This is a genomic window from Pseudorhizobium xiangyangii (assembly GCF_020531965.1).
GTDB classification, from domain to species: domain Bacteria; phylum Pseudomonadota; class Alphaproteobacteria; order Rhizobiales; family Rhizobiaceae; genus Neorhizobium; species Neorhizobium xiangyangii.
In genome coordinates this window covers 1-25,031 of record NZ_JAJAWH010000021.1, presented here as the reverse complement: position 1 = coordinate 25,031, position 25,031 = coordinate 1, and the positions used below count along the sequence as shown (strand labels likewise).

The 25,031-nt window shown below is 58.9% G+C and carries 21 protein-coding genes; 12 read left to right on the top strand and 9 right to left on the bottom strand.

The window, feature by feature from the left end:
* Positions 1 to 2 precede the first annotated feature (2 nt).
* Both LH464_RS18020 and LH464_RS18015 read right to left on the bottom strand, forming a co-directional pair.
* Positions 3 to 1,046: a FecCD family ABC transporter permease gene (locus LH464_RS18020; protein WP_226787793.1), complete on the bottom strand. Its 1,044-nt coding sequence runs from the start codon at positions 1,044 to 1,046 to the stop codon at positions 3 to 5.
* Positions 1,043 to 2,041: an iron-siderophore ABC transporter substrate-binding protein gene (locus LH464_RS18015; protein WP_226787792.1), complete on the bottom strand. Its 999-nt coding sequence runs from the start codon at positions 2,039 to 2,041 to the stop codon at positions 1,043 to 1,045. The genes LH464_RS18020 and LH464_RS18015 overlap by 4 nt, the downstream gene beginning before the upstream one ends.
* A 328-nt stretch (positions 2,042 to 2,369) precedes the next feature.
* Here LH464_RS18015 and LH464_RS18010 point away from each other — a divergent pair, with 328 nt between their 5' ends.
* Positions 2,370 to 4,511 (top strand): TonB-dependent siderophore receptor, encoded by a 2,142-nt coding sequence (locus tag LH464_RS18010; RefSeq protein ID WP_226787791.1) that lies wholly within the window; start codon positions 2,370 to 2,372, stop codon positions 4,509 to 4,511.
* A gap of 44 nt (positions 4,512 to 4,555) precedes the next feature.
* On the opposite strand, the gene LH464_RS18005 is transcribed toward LH464_RS18010, so the two are convergent.
* Together LH464_RS18005 and LH464_RS18000 are read right to left on the bottom strand one after the other, a co-directional pair.
* Positions 4,556 to 5,449: a helix-turn-helix domain-containing protein gene (locus LH464_RS18005; protein WP_226787790.1), complete on the bottom strand. Its 894-nt coding sequence runs from the start codon at positions 5,447 to 5,449 to the stop codon at positions 4,556 to 4,558.
* A gap of 267 nt (positions 5,450 to 5,716) precedes the next feature.
* A complete protein-coding gene (locus LH464_RS18000; RefSeq protein ID WP_226787849.1) occupies positions 5,717 to 6,376 on the bottom strand; it encodes a GntR family transcriptional regulator in 660 nt (219 codons plus the stop codon).
* Positions 6,377 to 6,682: 306 nt separating this feature from the next.
* Here LH464_RS18000 and LH464_RS17995 point away from each other — a divergent pair, with 306 nt between their 5' ends.
* From LH464_RS17995 to LH464_RS17960, 8 genes are all read left to right on the top strand, one after another.
* Complete coding sequence (locus tag LH464_RS17995) at positions 6,683 to 7,450, top strand: LamB/YcsF family protein (protein ID WP_226787789.1); 768 nt, start codon at positions 6,683 to 6,685, stop codon at positions 7,448 to 7,450.
* A gap of 44 nt (positions 7,451 to 7,494) precedes the next feature.
* Positions 7,495 to 9,108: a 5-oxoprolinase subunit PxpB gene (pxpB, locus tag LH464_RS17990; RefSeq protein WP_226787788.1), complete on the top strand. Its 1,614-nt coding sequence runs from the start codon at positions 7,495 to 7,497 to the stop codon at positions 9,106 to 9,108.
* Entirely contained in the window at positions 9,105 to 10,886 is a 1,782-nt protein-coding gene (locus LH464_RS17985; RefSeq protein ID WP_226787787.1) for an acetyl/propionyl/methylcrotonyl-CoA carboxylase subunit alpha, read from the top strand. Before pxpB ends, LH464_RS17985 begins: the two co-directional genes overlap by 4 nt.
* On the top strand, positions 10,883 to 12,724 hold the full coding sequence (locus LH464_RS17980) for an ABC transporter ATP-binding protein (protein ID WP_226787786.1): 1,842 nt from the start codon (positions 10,883 to 10,885) through the stop codon (positions 12,722 to 12,724). The genes LH464_RS17985 and LH464_RS17980 overlap by 4 nt, the downstream gene beginning before the upstream one ends.
* A gap of 43 nt (positions 12,725 to 12,767) precedes the next feature.
* Entirely contained in the window at positions 12,768 to 14,303 is a 1,536-nt protein-coding gene (locus LH464_RS17975; protein ID WP_226787785.1) for an ABC transporter substrate-binding protein, read from the top strand.
* 62 nt (positions 14,304 to 14,365) lie between these two features.
* Positions 14,366 to 15,289 carry an ABC transporter permease gene (locus LH464_RS17970; protein WP_226787784.1) on the top strand — a complete coding sequence of 308 codons (924 nt, stop codon included), beginning with the start codon at positions 14,366 to 14,368 and terminating at the stop codon, positions 15,287 to 15,289.
* Positions 15,290 to 15,294: 5 nt separating this feature from the next.
* Positions 15,295 to 16,143, top strand: coding sequence for an ABC transporter permease (locus LH464_RS17965; protein ID WP_226787783.1), 849 nt, complete (start codon positions 15,295 to 15,297; stop codon positions 16,141 to 16,143).
* Between the two features lie 5 nt (positions 16,144 to 16,148).
* On the top strand, positions 16,149 to 17,882 hold the full coding sequence (locus LH464_RS17960; protein WP_226787782.1) for a M14 family metallopeptidase: 1,734 nt from the start codon (positions 16,149 to 16,151) through the stop codon (positions 17,880 to 17,882).
* A 139-nt stretch (positions 17,883 to 18,021) separates the two neighbouring features.
* Here LH464_RS17960 and LH464_RS17955 read toward each other — a convergent pair whose 3' ends face one another.
* The 3 genes from LH464_RS17955 to LH464_RS17945 form a co-directional block, all read right to left on the bottom strand.
* Positions 18,022 to 19,593 carry a GMC family oxidoreductase gene (locus LH464_RS17955; RefSeq protein WP_226787781.1) on the bottom strand — a complete coding sequence of 524 codons (1,572 nt, stop codon included), beginning with the start codon at positions 19,591 to 19,593 and terminating at the stop codon, positions 18,022 to 18,024.
* Between the two features lie 78 nt (positions 19,594 to 19,671).
* Entirely contained in the window at positions 19,672 to 20,202 is a 531-nt protein-coding gene (locus LH464_RS17950; protein WP_226787780.1) for a gluconate 2-dehydrogenase subunit 3 family protein, read from the bottom strand.
* Positions 20,203 to 20,283: 81 nt separating this feature from the next.
* Positions 20,284 to 20,679: a VOC family protein gene (locus tag LH464_RS17945; protein ID WP_226787779.1), complete on the bottom strand. Its 396-nt coding sequence runs from the start codon at positions 20,677 to 20,679 to the stop codon at positions 20,284 to 20,286.
* 183 nt (positions 20,680 to 20,862) lie between these two features.
* Here LH464_RS17945 and LH464_RS17940 point away from each other — a divergent pair, with 183 nt between their 5' ends.
* From LH464_RS17940 to LH464_RS17930, 3 genes are all read left to right on the top strand, one after another.
* Positions 20,863 to 21,168, top strand: a complete 306-nt coding sequence (locus tag LH464_RS17940; RefSeq protein ID WP_226787778.1) for a ribbon-helix-helix domain-containing protein — start codon at positions 20,863 to 20,865, stop codon at positions 21,166 to 21,168.
* A gap of 104 nt (positions 21,169 to 21,272) precedes the next feature.
* Positions 21,273 to 21,755: a transcription elongation factor GreA gene (gene greA, locus LH464_RS17935; RefSeq protein ID WP_226787777.1), complete on the top strand. Its 483-nt coding sequence runs from the start codon at positions 21,273 to 21,275 to the stop codon at positions 21,753 to 21,755.
* Between the two features lie 109 nt (positions 21,756 to 21,864).
* On the top strand, positions 21,865 to 22,542 hold the full coding sequence (locus tag LH464_RS17930; RefSeq protein WP_226787776.1) for a LuxR C-terminal-related transcriptional regulator: 678 nt from the start codon (positions 21,865 to 21,867) through the stop codon (positions 22,540 to 22,542).
* Here LH464_RS17930 and LH464_RS17925 read toward each other — a convergent pair.
* Both LH464_RS17925 and LH464_RS17920 read right to left on the bottom strand, forming a co-directional pair.
* Entirely contained in the window at positions 22,498 to 24,018 is a 1,521-nt protein-coding gene (locus tag LH464_RS17925) for a sensor histidine kinase (RefSeq protein WP_226787775.1), read from the bottom strand. The genes LH464_RS17930 and LH464_RS17925 overlap by 45 nt on opposite strands.
* A gap of 570 nt (positions 24,019 to 24,588) precedes the next feature.
* Positions 24,589 to 24,921 (bottom strand): helix-turn-helix domain-containing protein, encoded by a 333-nt coding sequence (locus tag LH464_RS17920; protein ID WP_226787848.1) that lies wholly within the window; start codon positions 24,919 to 24,921, stop codon positions 24,589 to 24,591.
* Positions 24,922 to 25,031: the final 110 nt, after the last annotated feature.

Genomic DNA, 25,031 nt, shown 5'->3' with positions numbered 1-25,031 from the left:
CGTCACAATTCGCGAACCCGTTGGCGTCTGACGATCCAGATGAAGAACGGCGCACCGATAAAGGCGGTGACGATCCCGACATCCAGCTCGCTCGGGCGGGCAATGATGCGTCCGACGACATCGGCAGCCAGGAGCAGGCCTGCTCCGATCAGTGCGGAAAATGGCAGGAGCCAGCGGTGATCGACCCCCACGAGCAAGCGGCACAGATGAGGCACGATCAACCCGACAAAGCCTATAGGCCCGCAGATCGCGGTGATGGCGCCACACAAAAGGATTGCGCCAAGGGCCGCGATTGCCCGCGCCAGCGCGACGCGCTCGCCCAGGCCGGCGGCCATGTCGTCCCCCAAGGCCAGTGAGTTCAGCTTTCTGGCTGAGAACAGGCTGATCGCGAAGCCAGCGGCAAGAAACGGCAGAACATGGGACATTCGATCGAACGTTGCGCCGCCAACCCCGCCCACCTGCCACGACCGTATGCCGCCGGAAATGTCGTTTCGTGACAACACGACAGCGATCACCAGGGAGGAAAACGCGACGGATGTGGCTGTTCCCGCCAGAGCGAGCTTCAGAGGTGTCGCACCGCCGCGACCCAGCGAGCCGATTGTATAGACAAAGATCGCGGACGCCGCGGCACCCAGGATGGCCACCCAGATATAGGCTTGCGCGGATACGATATTGAACCATGCGACCCCGACGACAACGGCAAGGGAAGCACCCATGTTGACGCCCAGAATACCTGGATCAGCCAGTGGGTTCCGCGTCACGCCCTGCATGATTGCGCCAGAAAGTCCAAGCGCTGCTCCGGCAAGCAAGGCCAATATCGTGCGTGGAATACGCGCCGCAACGGCGGCCTGATCCACGCTGTCCACTCGTCCACCAAGTGCTGCGACGATCTCAGGCCAGCCGACTTCGCGCGTGCCGATCGCCACCGAAAGGGCGCAGAACATGACAAGGGCTGCAACCACAGCCACCAGCCAGATGGTTCGGATGCGGTTGGACCTTTCGGCGAAGCTCGCCCGCCCGAGTGAGGTGACGCTCTCTGCTGTCATTCGGATTTTTGCGCAGCCCGCGCCAGCAGGTCCACATAGTCCTTGAGGACCCAGGAGATCGACAGCGGCGTCGGATTAGCTGCGGTTCCCAGTGGGTCGCTGCCCAGCATGACGGTCGCATTATTGGCAACGGCAGGCATTCGGGACATCAACGGGTCGGCATCCATCGCCTCAAGGAGCGCGCTGCTGCCATAGGTCACGACGATGTCCACGTCGTCGAAAGCGTCGATTCGCTCGGCGCTGATTGATCCCGAGAACTGGCCGGGCTTTGTTGCCTCCGAGACGCTTTTCGGCGCAGTCAGTCCAAGGTCCTTGAAGAATTTCACGCGGGTATCGTTGGCCGTATAGAAGTTGACGATGCTCAGGTTCGTGGTGTCGAGATGCGTGATGAACATCGCCGACTTTCCTTCGAGCTGGGGATGCTGGGCGACGGTTTGAGCTATTTCGCCGTCGATCCGGGCAATCAACGCGTCACCCTCCGCTGCCATGCCCAACCCCGCGCTGTTGAAGCGGATCATGTCGCGCCAATCGGTTGCCCAGGCAGATTCGGGATAGGCAATGACCGGAGCAATCTGGCTCAGCGTGTCGTACTCGGCCTGTGTCAGGCCGGAATAGGATGCCAGGATCACATCGGGATCAGTTGCGGCGACTGCCTCGAAGTCGATCCCGTCTCCCTCATCGAAGAGGACGGGTTTCTCGGCGCCGAGCTCTGTCAGTTTTTCCGCTACCCAGGGCAACATCCCGTCACCGTCATCATCACCGAAATTGGCAGCGGCAAAACCAACGGGCACAATGCCAAGGGCCAGTGGAACTTCATGGTTTGCCCAGGCCACTGTGGCGACCCGTTCGGGCTTTTCAGCAATGGTTGTCGTGCCCAGTGCATGTTTGATGGTGAGCGGATAGCCGGTGCCTCCGCCAGCCCATGCGTGACCGAATACGACCAACGACAGGCACGTAGCGGCGACCGGTAAGGAAAAGCGAAAGATCCGCAGCATGGGCGAACTCTCCATCATGTTTTAAGTGGACTTTCACTTTCAGGTTCATTAGGCGCCGTCAACTCTGACGCCAACACCTTCCGCACAAGCGGGGCGAAGTTTCCGTAGATTCCTACAAAAACCGGGAAATCTACAATACTGGATAAAGCCGCTCAAGTTAGTGGGCATTGCAGGGGTATTTTACGCTAGTTCGGGTGCCGGCCATGGAAGAGGGAAACCTCTGCGCATGAGCGTGCGGGATGCAGCGGATCATGTCTCCAACGAAACTTGTCGACATGCGTGCGTGTGCCGGCTGACCGCAAGAGCAACATTAGTCCGGAAAGTGATCATGGAAATCGAAACAACAGGCGGCAACAAGAGGCGAGCCCTCATTCGCTATCGGAATGCCGTACTTCTGGGTTGCACGGCACTTGTCGCCTTGGGGTCGACGCATCTGCGAGCACAAGAAGCTCAAAATTCTGGGAACGAGACGGTCCTCGAGACGATTACCATCGAGAGCACCGGAACAGGCACCGACAACGACTCACGCTCGATTGTTGCGACGCAGACCACTGGGGTCGGCAAGATGCCAGGGGACATTCTGACAACGCCCGCGTCGGTCTCTGTCATCACGTCGAAGGAAATCAAGGAGCGCGGCGCGGACAGCATCGAGCAGGTCGTCCAATATACCGCCGGTGTCGTCACCGACTATTACGGTTCGGATGACCGTTTCGACTATTTCAAGATCCGCGGTTTCACTCCCTTTACATATCGCGACGGCCTGGTGATCGGCAGAACCTGGAGCGGGATCCGGGAGGAGCCCTATGCTTTCGAGCGCATCGAGGTGCTGAAGGGAGCCAATTCCACGGGCTTTGGGGTTTCCGATCCCGGCGGGGCGGTGAACTATGTTACCAAGACCCCGAAGAGCGAGCGTTTCGGCGAGGTTTACGCCACGGGCGGCTCGTTCGCGCACAAGGAGACAGGGTTCGATTTCGGCGACAACATCACGGAAGATGACACGCTCTCGTACCGTCTGACCGGCAAATTCCAGCGGTCAGACGCAGAATACGATCATTCCCAGGATGATGAAAATTTCATCATGGGCGGCCTGACTTGGCGACCCACCGACGCGACCAGCCTCTCCCTCATTTTCGATCATCTGGACAGGGATGGCACGCCCAGTGGCGGCGGTCATCCCCGGGGTACGAATTTCGACAGGGATCGCTTCTTCGGGGAGCCGGGCTATAACTACGATACGACGAACAGGAACACATACAGTGTCATGTTCGACCATGATTTCGGGAATGGCCTGACCTTCAATTCCGGTGCACGCTACAGCAAGTCCGACACCGGATTCGGCTACGCATACATCTTTGATGCCCTGGGTGCCGACAACCCTGCGGGCACCGTGGACCGCTCCTTCTTCGGTAGCGACAAATCCTCCGAACAGTTCATCGTCGATGCGCATCTGCTTTACGAGACACATGTCAACGACGTGGAAAGCCGCACGCTTGCCGGTGTCGAATATAACAAGTTCAAGTCGGAGGGTGACAGCTTTTATGGCCCTGCACTTCCGATCGACTGGCAGAATCCGGTTTATTCCGGTGGGCCGGGATTCCTTCCGCCTTATGACAGCAGAAGAAATGACCAGAAGACCAAGGCAGTCTACCTGCAGCAGGACCTGACCTTCTTCGACAAGCTGACAGCGAGCGTTGGCCTACGCAATGACTGGCTCGATCTCAAGGAAGACGGCACCAGTCTCTATACCGGGCCGTATGGTGGTGAAGCCGATCTCAGCGAATTTACCAAACGCTTCGGACTGAGCTACAAGATTACCGACGAACTCGCAGCCTATGCCAGTTACGCCGAATCTGCCGCGCCACCCAGTGTGGGGACCGAGCCGACGACTGGCAAGCAGTATGAAGTCGGGATCAAGTATCAGCCGGACGCATTCCCTGCACTGTTCACCGCTTCCCTCTACGACCTGACGATGGAGAATATTACCACCTACGAAGCTCCCACTTACCTGCCGGCGACCGTCGACAAGATCCGGCATCGCGGCCTCGACCTCGAGGCTAAGATGGAGTTGACGAACAATATCAACGTGATTGCAGCCTACTCCTACATCGACTCCGAGATCGTCGAGAGAGGTGGATCCTTCGATGGCAAGAGCTTTGCACAGGTTCCGGAGCAGATGGCTTCTGTGTGGGGCACTTATACACTGGAAGGCGAAGGCGCACGTGGCGACATGACCTTCGGGTTGGGCGCTCGCTATATTGGTTCGTACTATTTCGACAACGATAATACCCGGAAATCGGACGGCGCCATCGTCGTCGATGCGGCCTACACCTACCAGATCCAGGAGAACACGACGTTCCAGCTTAACGTCAGCAACGTGTTCGACGAGAAGCATATCGCCAATGATGACGGCGGTGCGTACTACTACAATCCGGGCCGGGCGATCTACGCGTCGCTGCGCCAGACCTGGTAATGCATTTGTCCCACCCGCGTCCGAGCGGGTGGGACATCACAAAGTCAGCCCGCTTGCCGCATGCGCCGCCATGCGGCAGGTGTTTCCCCGGCAATCTGGCGAAATGCCTTGGTCAGGTGCGCCTGGTCGGAAAAACCGAGCTGTGCGGCGATGTCGGCGACAGTCAACTCGCTCTCCGCCAACAATTTCTGTGCAAGCTCGACGCGCCGTCCAAGTTGCCATTGTAGCGGTGTCTTGCCGGTTGTCTGTTTGAAGACATTGGCGAACCAGCTTTCCGACAAGCCGACGGTGGTAGCCATCTCGGCGACAGTCAGCCGGCAATCGGAGCACTCATTGAAGCGCGAGATCAGCCTGTTCATCTGCGCCTGTGTCAACCTGCCATTGGTTTGTTCATTGCCTTGTTCGGGTATCTCCAGAAGGCCGGCGACGATACAGCCCACAAGGCTTTCGGCATATACTGCGTGCTTGGTCGGGTTTGAAACTTCGTTCACCAGCAGGCTGGCAAGCGCTTCGATTGCCCTGATGTCCTGAATTTCCACGGGTCGGCGCAATGCTGCGAGCGCAAACGATGTTCCCACTGAAGGGGCTAGATACCTCAGAAGTCGATCCTTATGCAGATGGATATCCAAATGCGAAAACCGATGCGAGGACATGAAGCTGGTCCATAGGGGAACCCCGGCGGGCACATAGATGGCACGCGTCATCGGACGATCATGACGTCCCAGCTCTCCATCACGGTTTGACATCCGGATGTGAGGGGAGACATCATTGAAAAAGATTACGATACGCGGGTCAGGGGATAGGTAGTAGGCCTTGGCCCCGGACTGACCTTCCGCATCCCAGTACACGCCCATCAAGCCATCGAGGCCACGCCATTTCACCGGTGCAGTGGCGCGGATGCCTTCGGTATAGCAGGTCATGGAATGCCGGTAGGTCAACGCCAGAAACCCTCCGTTCTTTGGAGAAAGGATGGCTTGCGCGTTTGGCAAACCATTGTGTCGAAGCATTTCATTGTAACCAGCTATCTATGACAGCGTTCAGCCGCCATGCTTAGCAGAAGTTCCATGGTTTAATATGAGAGCGTTTATCATGTTTATTCGTGATGGCAATATAATTGGGAGTTTTTCTGCCAATGGCTCCTCAGCGATCACGAACGTTGCGTCAATTGCTTGCTGGCAACAAGGACACGTTACGAATGGAGTCTCCTAGTCGGAGATTCGCCCATATGCCCCAAGAATGAACCGTTCAGCCTGATTCAGGTAGGCTTCGAGGGTGGCTGCAGCAGCAGCGGAATCGCCACTCTCCAGTTGGATAAGAATGCTCAGATTCTGGTCGATGTATCGGCCATGCAAAAACTCGGGGTCCTTCAACAGGCCGAAAATGAGCCTCAGTTCTAGCGAGACCTGCCCGAAAAAGGCGGATAGACGAGGACTGTCGGCCAACTCGACGATTGCGGCATGGAATGCGATATCGGCGCTGCCGACGCCAAGCCAGTCTCTGACATCCCGACAGCGGTGCGCTGACTCGACAGCCGAGCGCATTTTCTTCGCCCCCGGGTGGCTGGGATGCGCCTGCGCCAATGCCGGACATTCGATCAGCCGCCGGATACGATAAATGTCGATTATGGATGACATGCCGGGCGTCGAGACGAAAACACCACGATTGGCCTCGTGGCGCAGCAAGCCCTCCTTGGTAAGGATGCGGAACACTTCACGGAGCGTATTGCGTGATACCTGCAATTCTTCGCTGAGGGTGAGTTCCGAGAGATGGCTGCCGGGTGTGAGCCTGCCGGAAATGACCTGTTCGCGAATGCGACCGGCCACCGTTTCGGCCAGCGTCTGCACCGGCTCATTCGCACGTGCCACGCCGCGTGTACTGTCGTTGGCGGGGCTGGAAGACTTCGCTTCTCCCTGAGGTTTACGTGCAGCCAAGCAGTGCCCCTTTCTGCGGTACAATTCCACCTTCCGGTAGTCCGCTTCGTTGCCCGCTACAAGCGAAATGACGCTCTGATGGGGCCGATGCGAAACTAAACCGTGCAAAATTTTCGCTGTGCGCAATTCATGTGCAATTGATCATTTGTAGGGCAATACACTAAAATTGTTCAACACTCTGGACAGCATTGTTCTCCTTTGTTAGCGTTTAGTCAACGTTGACAGGGACGCTCCACCTTTATGCTGACCATCGATCTCAATAGTGACTTGGGCGAAAGCTTCGGCGCCTGGACGATAGGCGACGACGCCGCCATGCTTGATGTGGTCAGCAGCGCTAATGTTGCCTGCGGGTTTCATGCCGGCGATCCGGCGGGGATACTGAGGACGCTGCGAGCCGCCGCCGAGCGCGGTGTGGCCATAGGTGCGCATGTCGGCTATCGGGATCTGGTCGGTTTCGGGCGTCGCAACATGGATCCGACGAGCGACGAGCTGATTGGCGACGTCATCTACCAGATCGGTGCGCTCCAGGGTCTGGCGAAGGCTGCCGGCACGCGCGTGAGTTATGTGAAGCCACATGGCGCGCTCTACAACACCATCGCGATCGATGCGCGACAGGCCGCAGACGTGATTGCCGCAATCCGCGCAATCGACGACAAGCTGGTGCTGATGGCGCTCGCAGGCTCGCCGCTTGTCAAGCGGGCGCGGGCTGCCGGCCTGACTGTTGTGGCCGAAGCCTTCGCTGACCGGGCCTATACAGCCGAGGGCAATCTCGTATCGCGCCGGGAAAAGGGTGCGGTCCTGCACGATCCCGAACTTGTGGCCGCGCGCATGGTGCGCATGGTTAAGGAAGGTGCCATCGAAGCAATCGATGGCACGGTGACGAAGATCGACGCCCAGTCCATCTGCGTTCATGGCGACAACCCTAGCGCCGTCGCTATCGCGCAACGTCTGCGTATGCTTCTCGAGCAATCCGGCCTTGCCATCCAGCCCTTCACAGGGGCTGCGTGAACATCATGCAACCCGCCACGCATTCTCCCTCCCGTGATACATCCATGCGTATCCTGCCGGTGCGGGCGGATGCGATGCTCGTGGAATTGGCCGATCTCGGCGAAGCGCTGGCGCTGTTCGACGCGCTGGAGAGTGCTCCCGTCGACGGTATCCGTGAAATCGTTCCGGCGGCCCGCACACTCCTGATTTCCTTCGATCCCACAGCCATTTCCGATGAAGCGCTGGTGCAGGTCGTCACTGAGCGCGCAGGCGGCGAGCGCAAGGCGGCGTCGGGCGCGTTGGTTGAGATCCCGGTTCGATATGACGGAGAGGATCTGGTGGAAGTTGCCGGGATCCTGGGCATGAGCGCCGACGAGGTTGTGCGGCTCCATGTCGAAAGCGACTATGTGGTGGCTTTCACCGGTTTTGCGCCGGGGTTCGCCTATCTCGCCGGCGGTGATCCGCGCTTGTCGGTTCCGCGCCGCAAATCGCCGCGCACGCAGGTTCCGGCAGGCTCGGTAGGCCTGGCCGGGCAGTTCAGCGGAGTCTATCCAAAAACCAGCCCCGGCGGCTGGCAATTGATCGGTACGACACCTCTTGCCATGTTCGATCTCGATCGCACACCGGCCTCTTTGTTGCAGCCCGGCAACCGTGTGCGGTTTCGCGACATGTCCGCTGGCAGGGCCTACGAGATCGCAACGGTGGCAAAGGTCGGTGGAGCCGATGGGGCTGGAGCCTCTGCCAAAGAAAATAGCAGTACTGCTGTCATCGAAATCCTTTCCGTCGGTCTGCCGGTCCTGTTCCAGGATCTTGGGCGCATGGGCCAGGCGAGCCAGGGTATCAGCATGTCTGGCGCCGTTGATCGCGCCAGCTGCAAGGCCGCCAATCGCCTTGTCGGCAATCCCGTCGAGGTGCCGGCTCTCGAAATCGCGCTCGGTGCCCTGAGTTTCCGCATGCATGGCCGGGGCGTCATAGCCGTTACCGGCGCCTTGGCTGATATCGTTATTGCCGCTGCCGACGGTTCGAAGACCTTGGCGCCTCACCACAGCGCAATTGCGCTCGATGACGGCGACGTGGTTTCGCTGAGCGTGCCGTCTGCCGGCATGCGCTCCTATCTGGCGCTGCGGGGCGGTTTCGAGGTGGCACCGGTTCTCGGTAGCGTCGCTACCGACACATTGGCACAGATCGGCCCCGCACGACTGGCGAAAGGCGACCGGGTCGCTATCAGGCCGGCACCAGCCGGATCGGTTGTCTCTGTATCAGAAATGCCAGCGTTCGACATGCCGCGACCCTGTGAACTCGTCGTTCTCGACGTTGTCATGGGCCCGCGTACAGACTGGTTTACCGAACGAGCAGTCGAAAGCTTCCTGGCGCAGGAATGGAACGTGACGCCGCAGTCGAGTCGAGTCGGCATCCGTCTCGCCGGCGAGGCGCTAGAGCGTGAAAACCATGACGAACTGCCGAGCGAGGCGACCGTACGCGGGGCGCTGCAGGTGCCGGCCAGCGGCCAGCCCGTGTTGTTTCTCGCTGATCATCCGTTGACCGGCGGTTATCCGGTCATCGCCAATGTCGCCGGTCATCATCTCGATCTTGCCGGCCAGATACCCGTCGGAGCCCGCATTCGCTTTAATGCGACCAGCCGCTTTGCTCCTCGCATCATCTCAGGAAAACGCACATGAAGAAGGTTCTGATTGCAAACCGCGGCGAAATCGCGGTGCGGATCATCCGGGCCTGCAAGGACTATGGCCTCGCATCGGTCGCGGTTTACGCCGATGCCGATGCCGATGCGATGTTTGTCGCGCAGGCTGATGAAGCTTTTTCCCTGAATGGTGCCACTGCCAAGGAAACCTATCTCGATATAGGCAGGCTCATTGCCGTTGCGAAATGCTCCGGTGCCGATGCCGTTCATCCCGGGTACGGTTTCCTGTCGGAGCGCGCCGAGTTTGCGCAGGCGGTGATCGATGCAGGTCTGACCTGGATCGGTCCGGATCCCAAGGTCATAGAATCGCTGGGCGACAAGCTCAAGGCACGCAGCATTGCCCAGAAGGTAGGCGCACCGCTGGTCGCCGGCAGTGACGGCGCGATTTCTTCCCCCGCCGAGGCCCTGGCCTTCGCCCGCAAATTCGGCTTGCCGATTGCCATCAAGGCAGCCCATGGCGGCGGTGGGCGTGGGCTCAAGATCGCTCGTCAGCTTGACGAGGTCGAGGAACTCTTTGAATCGGCAACGCGTGAAGCAGTTGCCGCCTTCGGTCGCGGCGAATGTTATGTCGAGCAGTTTCTCGACCGTCCGCGGCACATAGAGGCGCAGGTGCTGGCGGACCGTCTCGGCAATGTTCTGGTTGTCGGAACGCGTGATTGCTCGCTGCAGCGACGCAACCAGAAGCTTGTCGAGGAGGCGCCCGCACCCTTCCTTTCCACCGAGCAGCGGCAGAAGATCCACACGGCATCGCACGATATTTGCGCCGAAGCCGGTTATACCGGTGCCGGCACGGTGGAATTCCTGCTGAGCGCCGACGGCGTGATCTCCTTCCTGGAGGTCAATACCCGTCTTCAGGTCGAACATCCTGTGACCGAGGAGACCACCGGTCTCGACCTCGTTATCGAACAGTTCCGCATTGCCGAAGGCCTCCCTGTCAGCATCACCGAGACGCCCGAGCCGCGCGGCCATGCGATCGAGTTCCGCATCAACATCGAAGATCCCGGCCGCGGTTTCCTGCCGTCGGCCGGCGAGATCACCGAATTTGTTGCGCCGTCCGGTCCAGGTGTTCGGCTCGATTCTGGTGTTTCCGGTGGTTCTGCCATTCCGCCGATGTTCGATTCCCTGGCGGCGAAGCTGATCGTCTGGGGTTCGACACGCGAACAGGCGATCGCCCGTGCCCGCCGTGCGTTGAGCGAATTCCGGATCGAGGGCGTGCCTTCGGTCCTGCCGTTCCATCGCGCGGCAATCGAACATGCCGACTTTGCCGGCACGGATTTTCGGGTGCACACGCGTTGGATCGAGACTGATTTTGCCGAAACGCTGGAAGCGGCGGCGCGCCCTCTGCCCGCAGCCGGAACCGGCCTGCTGCGTGGCCATGTGGAGATTGACGGAAAGCGCGTCCAGCTCGGAATTCCCGATGCCTTCCTGCGGCTGCTCGGCCAGATGCCGGGACAGGTTTCACAGTCGAAAGCCGGCGATGCCGATAACGATGCAGGCGCCGTGATTGCGCCGGTTCCCGGCCTGCTCGTTCACTGGAATGTTTCAGATGGCGCTATTGTAGAAAAGAATGAAATTCTGGCAATTATGGATGTGATGAAGATGGAGACGGCGGTAACCGCGCCGGTGGCCGGTACCATCACCATCCTGGCCGCCGCGGGGTCCTCGCAGACCGCCGGTGCAGTCATTGCCCGCATCGAGCCGAGCAGTGCTGCCAAGACCATCACCGTGCCAATGCCCAAGCCGGAGACGCCGACATGAACATCCCGATGGACGACCGCCCTGTGCAAGCCAGGAAGCCGCTACTGTCGGTAGAAGGACTGAGCGTCGAATTCGGTTCGAGCCGCGTCGTCGACGACCTGTCCTTTTCGGTCGAGGCTGGCAAGACGGTGGCAATCGTCGGCGAATCCGGTTCCGGTAAGTCGGTGACCTCGCTGTCGACCATGCGGCTGGCCGACATGATGGGTGCGAACTTCGCCTCTGGCCGCATCCTGTTTGGCGACAAGGATCTGCTTAGGGCCTCCCAGAAGGAGATGCGCTCGATCCGCGGCAAGGAGATCGCGATGATCTTCCAGGAGCCGATGACGTCGCTCAATCCGGTCTTCACGATCGGCGATCAGATCTGCGAAGTGCTGATGCTGCACGAGAAGATGGGCAAGAGTGCCGCTACAGTGGAGGCCGGCCGGCTGCTCGACATGGTGCGCCTGCCGGATTCCGCGGAACTCTTGACGCGTTATCCGCACCAGCTTTCCGGCGGCATGCGCCAGAGGGTTATGATTGCGATGGCGCTTGCCTGTCGTCCCAAGCTGCTGATTGCTGATGAGCCGACCACGGCACTCGACGTGACGATCCAGGCGCAGATTTTGAACATCATGCGAGATCTGCAGAAGGATCTCGGCATGGGCATGGTCTTCATCACCCACGACATGGGCGTCGTTGCGGAGATGGCTGACCATGTTGTCGTCATGTGGAAAGGCAAGAAAGTCGAGGAAGGTCCGGTCAAGGAGATTTTTGCCAACCCGCAGCATCCCTACACCCGCACGCTTCTTTCCTCTGTGCCGCGTCTGGGCAGCATGACTGGCGAAGAGTTTCCAAAGCGCATGCCACTGACCGTGTTGCAGGACGGCGAGCCCACCGTGGTCGGTGAGGAACGCGTTCAGGACACGGCGAAATACGACGCGAAGCCGCTTTTGTCGGTGAAGGACCTGTTCGTCCGCTTCGACATCCGCAAGAACCTTTTCGGCAAGGCTACGCATCGCTGTAGTGCCGTGCAAAAGGTCAGCTTCGATATCCACCCGGGCGAGACGCTGGCGCTGGTCGGTGAATCCGGGTCCGGCAAATCGACCATCGGGCGCACGATCCAGCAGCTGCAGTCGGCGATGTCGGGCGAGATTGCCTTCAACGGCCGCACCTATTCCTCCATGTCGGCAGCCGAGCGGTTCCGTATGCGCCAGCAAGTGCAGTACATCTTCCAGGATCCGTTCGCTTCGCTCGATCCGCGAAAGACGGTTGGTTTTTCGATTGCTGAACCGATCAACACGCATGGCCTGATATCCGACCGCAAGGCGGTTCGCCGGCGCGTCGACGAGTTGCTGGAGCGTGTCGGTCTGACATCCGCTTATGCCGAGCGTTACCCGCACGAGTTTTCCGGCGGCCAGCGCCAGCGGGTTTGCATTGCCCGCGCGCTTGCCTCCGACCCCAAGCTAATCATCGCAGATGAAGCGCTGTCGGCGCTCGATGTGTCGATCCAGGCGCAGATCATCAATCTCTTCATGGACCTGCAGGCGGAGCGTGGGCTCGCCTATCTGTTCATCAGTCACGACATGGCCGTGGTGGAGAAGATGAGCCACCGGGTTGCCGTCCTCTATCTTGGGCAGATCATGGAAATGGGCTCGCGTCGGCAGGTGTTCGAGACGCCGGGCCATGACTACACACGCCGCCTTCTGTCCGCCGTGCCGGTTGCCGATCCGACGGCGGTCCGCCAGACGGCAATGATCGAGGGCGAAATCCCCAATCCGGTCCGTCGCGTCGGCGACGAGCCCGCCATCCTCACGCACGAGGAAATCAATCCAGGCCACTTCGTCGCGAAGAGCGCCTGAATACTCGCGAAAAAACCGCAAGAAGCTGAAGAGGAACAGGTAAATGACAACGTTCAAAAGGGGAATGGCAGCGACCGTCATGGCGCTCGCCCTGTCGGGCACTGCTCTTACGGCAGCACCCGCTTTCGCCGCCGGCAAGCTCACAGTGTCGTCGCCGCAGGATCCGGGCAGCTGGGATCCGGTCGACACTTTCCTTGTCCAGTGGGCGGCCGTTGCCACCAATATCTTCGATGGCCTGACCTATCGCGGCCCCGATCTCAAGCTTGTTCCGGGACTTGCTGAAAGCTGGGAAGAGCTGGACGAAGGCAAGCGTATCCGCTTCAAGCTGCGCCAGAACGTCAAGTTCCATAACGGCGAGCCTTTCGACGCTGCGGCTGTCAAGTTCACCTTCGAACGCCTGCTGGGCGACGAGGGTGCCAAGGGTCCGCAGCGCTCCAATTACACGGCGATCGAAAGCGTGGAGATCATCGACGACTTCACCATCGACATGAAGCTTCAGGCTCCAGATCCTGTTCTCCTGACCAAGCTGGCCGGCTATGGCGCGATGATCGTGCCGCCGAAGTACATCCAGGAAAAGGGTGAGGACAACTTCAATACCAATCCTGTCGGTACCGGCGCGTTCAAGTTCGTGTCCTATACGCCAAAGGTCGACATCAAGCTCGAAGCCAACCCGGACTACTGGGCCGGAGCACCGAAGCTCTCGGAATTGGAATACCGGTTCATCAGTGAGCCTGCGACTGCCGTCGCGGAACTTCAGGCCGGCCGCGTGGATCTCGTGATCCCGCCCACCATTCCGATCGGCATGTTGCCGGTGATCGAGGGCGACGCCAACCTGGAGGTCGTTTCCGTACCTGGCCCGACGGTCGATGCGCTACGCTTTAACACCCGTGACGGCATCACTGCCGACCCGAGGGTGCGCAAGGCCCTGACTATGGCGGTTGACCGCGCAACCATCGTGCAGTCTCTCCTGGCCGGTCAGGCCACGGAGATCGCGTCCTTCCAGGGTGAGTTGTCCTTTGGGTACGATCCTGAACTGAAGCCGCTGCCTTTCGACCCGGAAGGTGCAAAGAAGTTGCTCGAAGAAGCCGGCGTCGAGCCCGGCGCGGCTGTGCAGATCGACGTTCGTGGCAATGACACGACGATGAACGAAGTTGCGCAGATCGTTGCCAGCTATCTTCAAGCTGTCGGAATCACTGCAACGATCAAGCCTTACGAAACCAACGTCCTGCTGAACGATATCATCCCGCAGGGCAAGACCGGCGCGATGTTCCAGCAGAAGTGGGGCGGCTGGACCTTCGACTACGACAACACCGCTTACGCGATGTATCATTCCGGCGAGCGCTGGAACCCGTATGACAAGGATGAGACGCTGGACAAGCTGCTGGAATCGCAGCGTCCGCTGACCGACCGTGCCGAGCGGGAGAAGATCCTTCGTGAGATCGCTGTCTATGCGGCCGATCGTGCTCTGGAAATGCCGCTCTACAACACCAAGGCGATCTTCGGCATCAGCAAGCGCGTCAAGGGCTTCGAACCCGCTCCCGACAACCGCATGAAGTTCACGGGCGTTACGTTCGAGTAATTTACACCGGGCGCCGCCGCGTATCGCGGCGGCGCTTCCTTTACCGCTTCAGGGGCAAATACGTGGCCACTTTCCTCATCAAACGATTGCTTCAGGCGATTTTCGTTGTGATTGCCATCACCCTCCTTGTGTCGTTCGCGATCCGTCTTACCGGCGATCCGGCGGTAACGATGTTCCAGGGGGGAGGCAGTATGACCGAAGATGACCTGGCGCGCATTCGTCAGGCGCTGGGTGTCGACAAGCCGTTCCTGGAGCAGTACCTGACCTTCCTCAAGGGGCTTGTGACGTTGGATCTCGGGCGCAGTTTCACCGGAAACGCCCCGGTGACGGGCCTGATCGCACAGGCGCTTCCCGCAACGCTGCTACTGGCCTTCGTCTCGATTGCGGTCTCGATCGTGCTGTCTATCCCGCTGGGCATCAAGGCGGCGACGGCTCGCGGCAAATGGGCTGATCAGCTTATCCGCATCCTGTCGCTCGTTGGCCTCTCCTTCCCGAATTTCTGGCTCGCCACGATGCTGGTTCTGCTGTTTTCCATCACGCTCGGCCTTTTGCCGCCGAGCGGCATGGGCGGCTTTTCCAGCTACATCATGCCGGCCGTCACCATGGGCGTCATTCTTACTGCCACCAATGTGCGGCTTGTCCGCACCTCGATGCTGGAAACCTTGCAGTCGCAATACATCATGGTAGCCCGCGCCAAAGGCCTGAGTGAAAGCAAGGTCCTCTACAAACATGCCCTGCGTAACTGCGCGATCCCGCTGATCACCTATTTCGGTATCCAGTTCGGTGGGCTGCTGGGCGGCATTGTGGTTATCGAAAGGGTGTTCAACTGGCCGGGTCTCGGCACGCTTGCATTCGACGCCGTTGGCGCGCGTGACTTTCCCGTTCTTCAGGGCGTGATTACCGTTCTTTCGCTGATGATCGTCGGCATAAACCTTCTGGTCGATATTGCCTACGGGCTGATCGATCCGCGCATTCGCACGGAGTAATCGCCATGACTGCAAGTACCTCACGCGTATCGCGCTTCAGAAGCCTCGAATTCATTCTCGGCGCGTTTCTGACCACTGTCATCTGCCTTGCGGTTCTGTTTTCCGACCTGCTGTTTCCCGGTGGCGCCGACAAGATCGACCTGATGGCTCGCCTTGCGAAACCGTTTGCCAGTGCCGCCCATCCTTTCGGCACCGATCCCCTCGGTCGTGATGTCCTGGCGCGGGTGGTGGCGGGTGGAAAGATCTCGCTGCTCGTCGGCATAAGCTCCGTGCTCGGAGCTGTGGTGATCGGTGTGCTGGTGGGGCTGGTCGCGGGCTACTACCGCGGTTTCTGGGACATGCTGGTCATGCGCTTTGCCGACATTCAGCTGGCAATGCCCTTCATCCTCCTGGCGATTACCTTCATCGCGATTGTCGGTGGCAGCCTGACCAACACCATCATCCTCTTGATCGTATCGCAGTGGGTGCAATATGCCCGCCTTGTGCGCGGTTCGGTACTGACGCTGCGTGAGCGTGAGTTCATTCTTTCTGCCCGCGCTATCGGCGTGAAGGACTGGCGCATCATTGTCCAGCACCTTCTGCCCAACCTGCTCGGCCCGGTGATCGTGCTGATGACGTTGAACGTCGCCAATAACATCTTGTTGGAAAGCAGCCTGACCTTCCTTGGCATGGGCGTCGATCCGACGATCCCAAGCTGGGGCGGCATGCTGGCCGACGGCCGCACCTATCTGCAGACCGCCTGGTGGGTCAGCGTTTTCCCTGGAATTGCGATCCTGCTGACGGTGCTCGGCCTCAACCTTCTCGGCGATTGGTTGCGCGACAGCCTCGACCCAACCGGTAGAACCTCAAGGTAATCTGCATGACATTGATCTATGAGAAGTCGTTCGAGCGCAGCCTCGATCAACTGGTCGCGCGCGCTGTCCCGGGTCAGCACTTCGAGGCATGGACTTTCGATGATGCCAAGAGCCGCCGTGAAGCCGAGCGGCGCCTTCGGGAAAAGGGTGTGTCCGCTCACATCCGCAGCGCCTACAAGCCGCTCCTTTTCGTCTTTCTCGAAGAGATTGACCTTGTTGGCGTAGAAGCGATCGAGGTTCGTTATCCGGTGCATGCCAATGCGCCTTCCAATCGCTTCCGGCTGGAGGCCTATCCGCTGGCGGCGCTGGTCGGTGATGCAGGGATTGCTTTCGTTCCACGCGAGGACGGCGCATTTTTCTATGATGTAACGCTGACGCGCGCGGGCAGGACCGAGACCCTGAAGGTGTTTGCTCCCAACCGCCTCCATGCGGATATCGTCGGGGAGATGAATGTATCTCCAACGGGCTGGTTCCGGCTTCAAGGCGACGATATCGGCGAACGCCTGGAAACGGATTACGAGTGCCTTTTCGGCGCTGCCATCCAGGCGGTTGCCGATCAAGACTGGGGTACGCAGGAACCGTATTTCGAGGAACTTAATATCTGCGTCGTGCATCCGGCCGAAGACTTGCCGCTTGCCGTCGGCGATGAAGTCGTCAGTCTGCGTGAGGCTTTGCACGAGGATTTCTATTTCTCGCTCCTGGAGTTCTTCCAGAAGAAGTCTGGTCGGCCACTGGGCGACCGTGGCCTGAAACCCGGCCAGATCGTTCCTGAAATCGTCAAAAGTGAAGGCGAGATCTCGGTTCGTATCGAGACGCGGCCGCTTACCACCGCTTTCCTCGATGGCGGTGATCAGGCAATCGACACCGCGAGTGAAGCTCCGGCAGCGAGCCAGATGGTCAGGCTTCTTACCGATATCGGTGGCAAGGAATTCGACGCACGGTCGCGGTCAGGCCGCAAGGTTGCGGCGTGCTATGTCGCTGGCAGCGATGCGGCGGTGATGATCAGCGGTGGTCAGCATCCGAACGAGACGACCGGCATTGTCGGTGCCATACGCGCCGCCCGCAGACTGAGGGAGCGGCCGAACGCACATTTCACGATCTCGCCGCTCGAAAACCCGGACGGTTATGCCCTGCATCAGCGTCTGCGCATTGATAACCCGCGCCACATGCACCATGCCGCCCGCTACACTGCACTCGGTGACGACCTCGAATACCGGACGCATGAAAATGCCGGAGAGCATCTCAATGAGAAGGACATCCGCTTCAAGGCGCAGGAGATCAGCGACGCCAAGTTGCATGTGAACCTGCACGGCTATCCCTCGCACGAATGGACCCGCCCGCTTTCCGGCTATGTGCCGCGCAATTTCGCGATGTGGACATTGCCGAAGGGCTTCTTCCTGGTGATGCGCCATCACGACGGCTGGTCGGAACAGGCCGAAGCTATGCTGGATCGCGTGACGCGTCACCTGGGTGCAATTCCCGGGCTGTTGGCCTACAACGACCGGCAGATCACGCTCTATGAAGTTCATGCTGGTGAAACGGGCTACCGCGTCATCAACGGGTTCCCCTGCTTGTCTTCGGTCTATGACCGTCACACAGTGCCGCTGACGCTGATCACTGAATATCCGGACGAGACCATCTACGGCGACGATTTCATCACCGGCCACACGGCACAGATGGAGACCGTTCTCTCTGCCTATGAGGCATGGCAGGAGATCTTCAACGGGAACATCGCATAGGCCGGCGTTACAGCTGCCAAGGCAGGTAGTCTCGCATAAAAAAGTGACCGGTGGCCCGGTCACAGTTGGCGCGGTCCTGTGTGAATTTGAACCGCACGAGGGAGCCGGCCGCGACGTCGCGGCCGGAATGATCGGACGTTCAGATGGTCCCGGCAGCCATTTCCTTGGCGATGTGATCGGCCTGGCGGATGGCAAGCGTGACGATCGTCAGCGTCGGGTTCTCCGCAGCCCCCGTCGTGAACTGGCTGCCATCCGAGATGAACAGGTTCTGGATGTCATGCGTCTGTCCCCATTTGTTGACGACGCCATCGGATGCCTTCTCGCTCATGCGGTTGGTGCCGAGATTGTGGGTCGAGGGGTAGGGCGGGGTCGGGAAACTGCGCGTCGCGCCAACCGCCGCGTAAAGCGCCTCACCCTGCGTGTAGGCGTGGTTTCGCATGGCGACATCGTTCGGATGGTCGGTAAACCAGACATCCGGGATCGGCATGCCGTATTTGTCCTTCAACTCGCCATGCAGTTTCACGGCGTTCTGTTCCTGCGGCATGTCCTCGCCGACGATCCAGAGGCCGGCCATGTTGGCGTAGCTGTCCATGGCGGACGCGAAGGAGCGGCCCCAGCCACCCGGATCGAGGAAGGCCGCCATGAAGGGAATGCCGAGCGCCAGCGTTTCCAGCTCGTAGCCACCGACGAAGCCGCGTGACGGATCGTGCTTTGCCTCGTCACGGATGATGCCGGCCATGGTGGTGCCGCGATAGAAGTGCACCGGCTTTTCGAACACCGCATAGACCGAGCCCGTGGTGTGGCGCATGTAGTTCTTGCCGACCTGGCCCGATGAGTTGGCAAGCCCGTCGGGATATTTGCTCGATGCGGAATTGAGGAGAAGGCGCGGGCTTTCGATGGAATTGCCAGCGACGCAGACGATGCGGGCCTTCTGACTCTGCAGCTTGCCGTCCTTGTCGGCATAGACCACGGCCGTCACCTTGCCGCTGTCGTCATGCTCGATCTTGACGACATGGGAGTTCGGTCGAACCTCCAGCTTGCCGGTCGCCTCACCCTTCGGGATTTCGGTGTAGAGCGTCGACCACTTGGCGCCCCATTTACAGCCCTGGAAACAGAAGCCTGTTTGCTGACAGCTCGTGCGGTCGTCGCGATCGGCCGAATTGATCGCCATGTTGCCGGTGTGACATTCCTTGTAGCCAAGCTTGTCGGCGCCCGCTTTCAGGATCTTGAAGTTATTGTTGCCCGGCAGGCCTTCAATGCCGTTGGTACGGGTCACGCCCATCTTGTCCTCGGCCTTGGCATAGTAGGGCTCGAGTTCGGCCAAGGTGATGGGCCAGTCGAGCAGGTTGGCGCCGTCGACCTTGCCGTAGTTGGTCAGCGCCTTGAGTTCGTGCTCCTGGAAGCGCAGGGATGCGCCGGCCCAGTGGGTTGTCGTGCCGCCAACGGCCTTGACGATCCACGCCGGCAGGTTCGGAAAATCCTTGGATACGCGCCAGCCACCGCCGGTGGTGCGATTGTCTAGCCAGGCGAGCTGTGAAAAGCTCTCCCATTCGTCATTGATGAATTCCTCGTATTCGATGCGATTGCCCGCTTCGAGGATGACTACGTCGACGCCTTTCTGCGCAAGCTCGTTTCCGAGCGTTCCGCCGCCCGCGCCGGAACCGATAATGACGACGACGCTGTTGTCGTTGAGATCATAAGGGGCTGCCATGATATCCTCCCGGATGTGAATGCTGTGTCGCCACTAGAAATTCGCCCGAACCGCTTCCTCCAGCGGGGGCGATGAGCGTCAGAGCCATTCGATGTCGTTAAAGCCGCGCTCGACGTAGCCGCCCTTGGAATAGGACTCCCCCTCGTAGCCGAAGATCGGCCAGATCTCCTTCTGGTTGTAGAGACTGACGACGAGGTCGCCTCGTACAGCTTGGAAGAAGGGCGTTGTCTCGATGTCGCGCAGGATGGCGACACGATCGTCCTCCCACGCCATGCTGCGATAGCCGCCGGGGCCTGAGCGTTTGTCGAGATCGGCAATGCCATCTTCGATCAGTGTTTTGTGTTCCGGCGTCTTTGCGGCGAGGGCATCCTGCCCCTTTACCGCCACGGCATAGAAGCGATCGGCAAGTTGATCGTGCGGGTAGATGTCGCGCGCAAGCCGGATCAGGGTTGCCATGGTTTCAGGCTTGAGTGTGGTCGCTTCCAAGGCCCAGGCCGCCTCGGGACAGATTACTGCCTGGCCTGAGATCAGGAGCGCTGCGCCCACTGTGCCGCGCTTGAGTAATTCGCGACGCGAAAGGCCGCGCGAAGGCTCATAGATTGTTGTCATGGTATTTCCTCCCATCTGGTCGAATGCATGCCCGAAGGCAGGCGAGAATGCGCCGCCGCTCCTCCTCAGGGCGGCGGCGAATTACTTGAAGCGGCCGTGCCGCTGCAGCACCTCGATCTTATAGCCATCCGGATCGGTGACGAAGAAGAAACGAGCGAGGAGGCCCCCGTCGCGATTGAAATCAACGATCTTACCGAGTGTGATGCCCGCACCCGCGAGCCTGGCGTATTCAGCGTCGAGGTCAGACACGGAGACGGCGATATGCCCGTAGCCATCGCCCAGAGCATACGGTTCGGTGCGCCCCTTGTTGATCGTCAGCTCGACCTCGAACGGGCTTTCGGCATTGCTCATGTAGACGAGGGTGAACGTATCGAAATCCAGACGGTCCGCCACCTCAAGCCCGAAAACTTTGCCATAGAAATCGACTGAACGTGCCTCGTCCAGCACGCGGATCATGGAATGAATTGCCTTTGCCAACGCCTGTTCTCCGTGAATTTCCCACAAATCTACGCGTCAAGGCGACAGCGCTGGTAGCAGTGGGCTACCGCAGATAAGAAAGTGTCAGGCGACATCGGGGTAACCGCGGAACTGGCACTTCTTTGTTTGACGGTTCCGCCGCGCGAAGACATATTAGAACTATAATAATAAGAGGAGGAGGCTATGTGTGAAATCTATGCGGGGCAAAGCCCGGAGCGGTATCGCCCGATCAATCGTTCCGTGCGCATTGGGGGGCATTCGACCAGCATTCAGCTGGAATCGGCATTCTGGGCGCTGCTCGATGAAATTGCAGAAAAGCAGGGCTGGTCAACGGCGCGTTTCCTTTCCACACTTTATGATGAAGCGCTCGAAATCAACGGCTCGATCTCGAATTTTAGCTCGCTCCTGCGCACAAGCTGTCTCATCTATCTGATGCGGACGGATAAGGCCGAGCGCGGGCAGGCACCCTTCCACATCGCCGCCGAATAGGGACATAAGCGCGACGCTGCAGCTGTCGCAGCCGCAAGCGGATTGCTCGAGATATCGGGCAATCCTGTAGGAAAGCACACCACACTTCAAACGGAGTTCAATTCGTGAGCGTTGCCTTCACCAAGGAAGAGAGTTCCGAAACTGCCTCGGAAACCCTGCTGCCTGATCGTGCGATTTCACCCCATCCCAACCTGGTTACGGCAGCGGGGTTGCAGGCTCTGGAATTGCAGCTCCAGCATGCTCGCTCGGCGTACGAGGCCACGAGCACGATCGAAGACGTGAATGAACGGCGGCGGATCACGACAATCCCCTTGCGTGATCTGCGCTACTTCAGCGAAAGAGTTCGCACTGCTCAGGTTGTCCCCGACCCGGCATCAACAGATGCCGTGGCTTTCGGCAGCACGGTCACGTTCAGCCGCGATGACGGCCGCGTCCAGACGTACCGGATCGTGGGAGAGGATGAAGCTGACCCCAAGGCGGGAACAATCTCCTATGTATCTCCGGTAGCAAGGATGCTGATGGGCAAAGCGATCGGGGATGGCGTGAACGTGGGCGGTCAAGAGCTCGAGATCATCGATATCTCGTAGAGACTTGATCGTATCAGAGCTGCCAGTGAGCGCTAATTTTGTTGGTTGCGGCATCGAATGTGTGTATTATCTTATTAAGCGGTTGTTAATGGGGTAGGGGACAGCGCGCATGGCAATCTCAGTGGCATTCGTCGACGATCATCCGATTCTACTGGATGGTCTTGTCAGTCTTTGTTCGAACAAGAGCGACCTCAATGTGGTGGGGCAGGGGTCCAGCGCATTTGACATTTTGAGGATCGCGGAGGATTTGCGACCGGATGTGATGGTTGTCGATCTCAGCATGCCGGGCGATCCCGTTGCTTCCATTGAAACGCTGACACAGAAACACCCGGCCGTTCGGGTCGTCGTCTTCACGGCTGCGCCCAGTATCGAGACCGCAGTGCAGATGCTGAAGTTCGGCGTGTCCGGGTACGTCTTGAAGGGCGGCCAGGCATCAGAGCTTTTCGAGGCTATCAGGGCCGCGAGCGCTGGAGAAACTTTTATAACGCCCTGCTTTGCCAGCAAGGTTATTATGGCTGTTCGGAAGGACGATGTCTCAAACAAGGCCGGAATGGATGCTCGGCTCAGTTATCGGGAACTGCAAATCGTCAGGCTCCTCATGCGGGGAAGCAGGAACCGAGAGATCGCGACTAGTCTGAACATCAGCGAGAAGACAGTTAAGCATTACATGAGCCTTCTGATGCAGAAGCTTGCCGTCAGAAACCGCGTCGAGGTGGTGCTGGCGGCCCAGAAGATGAACATGCTAGCAGACAGGTTCTCGGACGCCGGCAGCAAAAGGCTCAATTGAGGCTGGGGTCTCTCTCAGCTCCCGCAATGCGGTATAGTCATCAAGTGGTAGAATCGAGACCACGGATGTGCCGTTTGATCTGCGGAGGACCCGCATCTTTCCACCAAATGCGCGAACCCTCCTCCGTTGCGTTAACCGGCCGAGATGAAGCCTCCGCTTTGCCCCGACCGGCAAGGACTTTGCTTCCCCAAGGTCAGTGACGGCAATGATGATGAGGCGCCGTCTTATCCTATATCGAACATGCCGTTCATTGTCCCTGACGTGGTGATGGGCATTGATGAGTGCTTCCTGGACAAAGCGATATATGCAGATGTTCAGATGGCTGATTCGCTGTTCCGGGGCGACCTCCTGGTGAAGATGAACTGCATGTCCCGTCAGATCCGTATGGCGCTGGACCGCTAGCCGTATGGTTTGCTGCAAGGACAGGTCATCGAGTTCCGGAAGAACAAGACCGACCGATACATCCCGAACTTCATCCAGGACCAAAGTCACGAGATGATGGATCTTGTCCAGCAGTTCGGCGGGGGCTCGTACGACGCCATTCCGTTTCTGTTCTGCCGCCAAATCGCTCAGTGTGAGCTTGAGCAGCGTCAGTATTTGGATTGGTCCGTCATGGAGCTCACAGCCAATCTGATCCAGCAGTTTTTCGTTGAGCTTACCGGCCTCACGGCGCGCATTTTCCGCCGAGTATCTCAAGGCCTCGTTCTGGTTTGACAGTTCCAGAGCTCTACGAAGGTTATCCCATATGGCGCTATACTGCCGATCAATCAGTCTGCTGCCACCCCGCACCATTATGTAAAGGGTTGCCATCAGGGGTAATGAAAAGGCGAAGACAATACCCATGGTGCTCCACCATGCCCCCGATAAATCCTCCAAAAGGTATGCGGGGTTCTCATAGAATTCGCCCACGAGCCGTACATTGCCGGCTTCGTCCGTCGCCAACGGCGCGTAGACTTCAATAAACGCTCCATCGACTTCCTGTGCGGTGTACTCATGCTTTGAACTGCTGGTCGTGGATACGACAAATTCTCCCGAGAGGGCTCGCCGAAGCTCGTCGAAGACGGCAGGTGTCCCCTCCGCCGAAGTCGATTTGGGGTAGAATAGCGTACCGTCCGGGTTCCAGATCTTGAGCTGCGCCACATGCCGATTGCTCTGGTCTCTGCGCGACAGCAGGTCGAGTTGCGCACTCAGATGAGGGCTTGCCTGTTTGCGCTCCATCTCCTCGTTGTCGAGCATGGGCGCGATAAACGTCCTGAGATAGCCCGCACCGACGCTACCCGCGCCTCTCATCACCGCATGTTCAATACTTTTCGTTGTCCAGAAAGCAAATCCGAACATGAGAGCGAGGAGGATTGACGAGGTTATGAGAAAGAACCGTGTCTCAAGCCGGGACCGCCGAAAGATATCCATTCTTGAATAAGGGGATCCAGTCCTCACTGTTGGCACGAACAAGACTCCCTGCGACGCCTCGATCAACCGGACCCGAAATCGTATTGAATGCGAGCAGCAACGGGACTCACCTTCGGAGAAGCATTCTGTTTCGGATACGGTCGAACGCCTGAATATTAACTGAACCCGATGGCGATTTATTCGGACTTTAGTCCGATCTGCCGTAGACCTTATGTCATAATCTGTCGTCCGGAAGTACTACTCCCGAAAAGGTCTCTTGGTTTGAACAATTGCCAGGCCTTGTCACCTAATTGGTTCCCTGAACCGCCCCCACTTTCGACCGGACACTTAGCATAAGCAGGAAAGCTCAAGAACAGGCTTGTGCCCTAATGAGTCTCGACAGGTTGACCTGATGATTGGTGACGTTCGGCGGCAACGCTGGACAACGGAACGCAAACTGCAGAGCAGCGAAACATTGCGGTAGTTTAATCATAAACCCTCTTTTTTTGAAGGTTTGGTATTGAAAACGAATAACTCTGCTATCTGAGCCAAGTTACCTTTTGTGCTACAGCCACGCAATGCGCGCCGGTGGATGTTGGCGCCCGTGTGCATCGGGTTCAGGATCAAGCGTTGAGAGCTTATCAGATCTGAGGGGCACTATTTGCGTGGAGCGGCGGCTACGGCTTCCGCCTGTATGACGCACAATTCCAACTCCCGAAGGGACATGCTATTCGCAGCATAGGCAAAGCGTTCGACTAGCGTGGATACGTCTGCATCTATGTCGGGCCCGGCCGGGACGCCCAGCAACCAGTTGGGTGTCGTACCGAGGGTGGCGGCGATACGCACGAGAGTTGCTAAATCGGGCTCTCTCCTCCCAGACGCGTAGTGAGCATATCTCCGCTCTTCCAATCCGACACGACGTGCCGCCTCGGCATTGGAAATACCAAGCTGTTTAGCACGTTCCTGAAGCCGTCTTGCCAAAAGATCCATGGGAACACCTTGTTCCCGGGGAACACCACTATGGCCACGAACAATATGGAGTGATATAGGAACAATATGTAGTGTTTCCGCACGGAGGGACAACCATGGAACTACGCCAG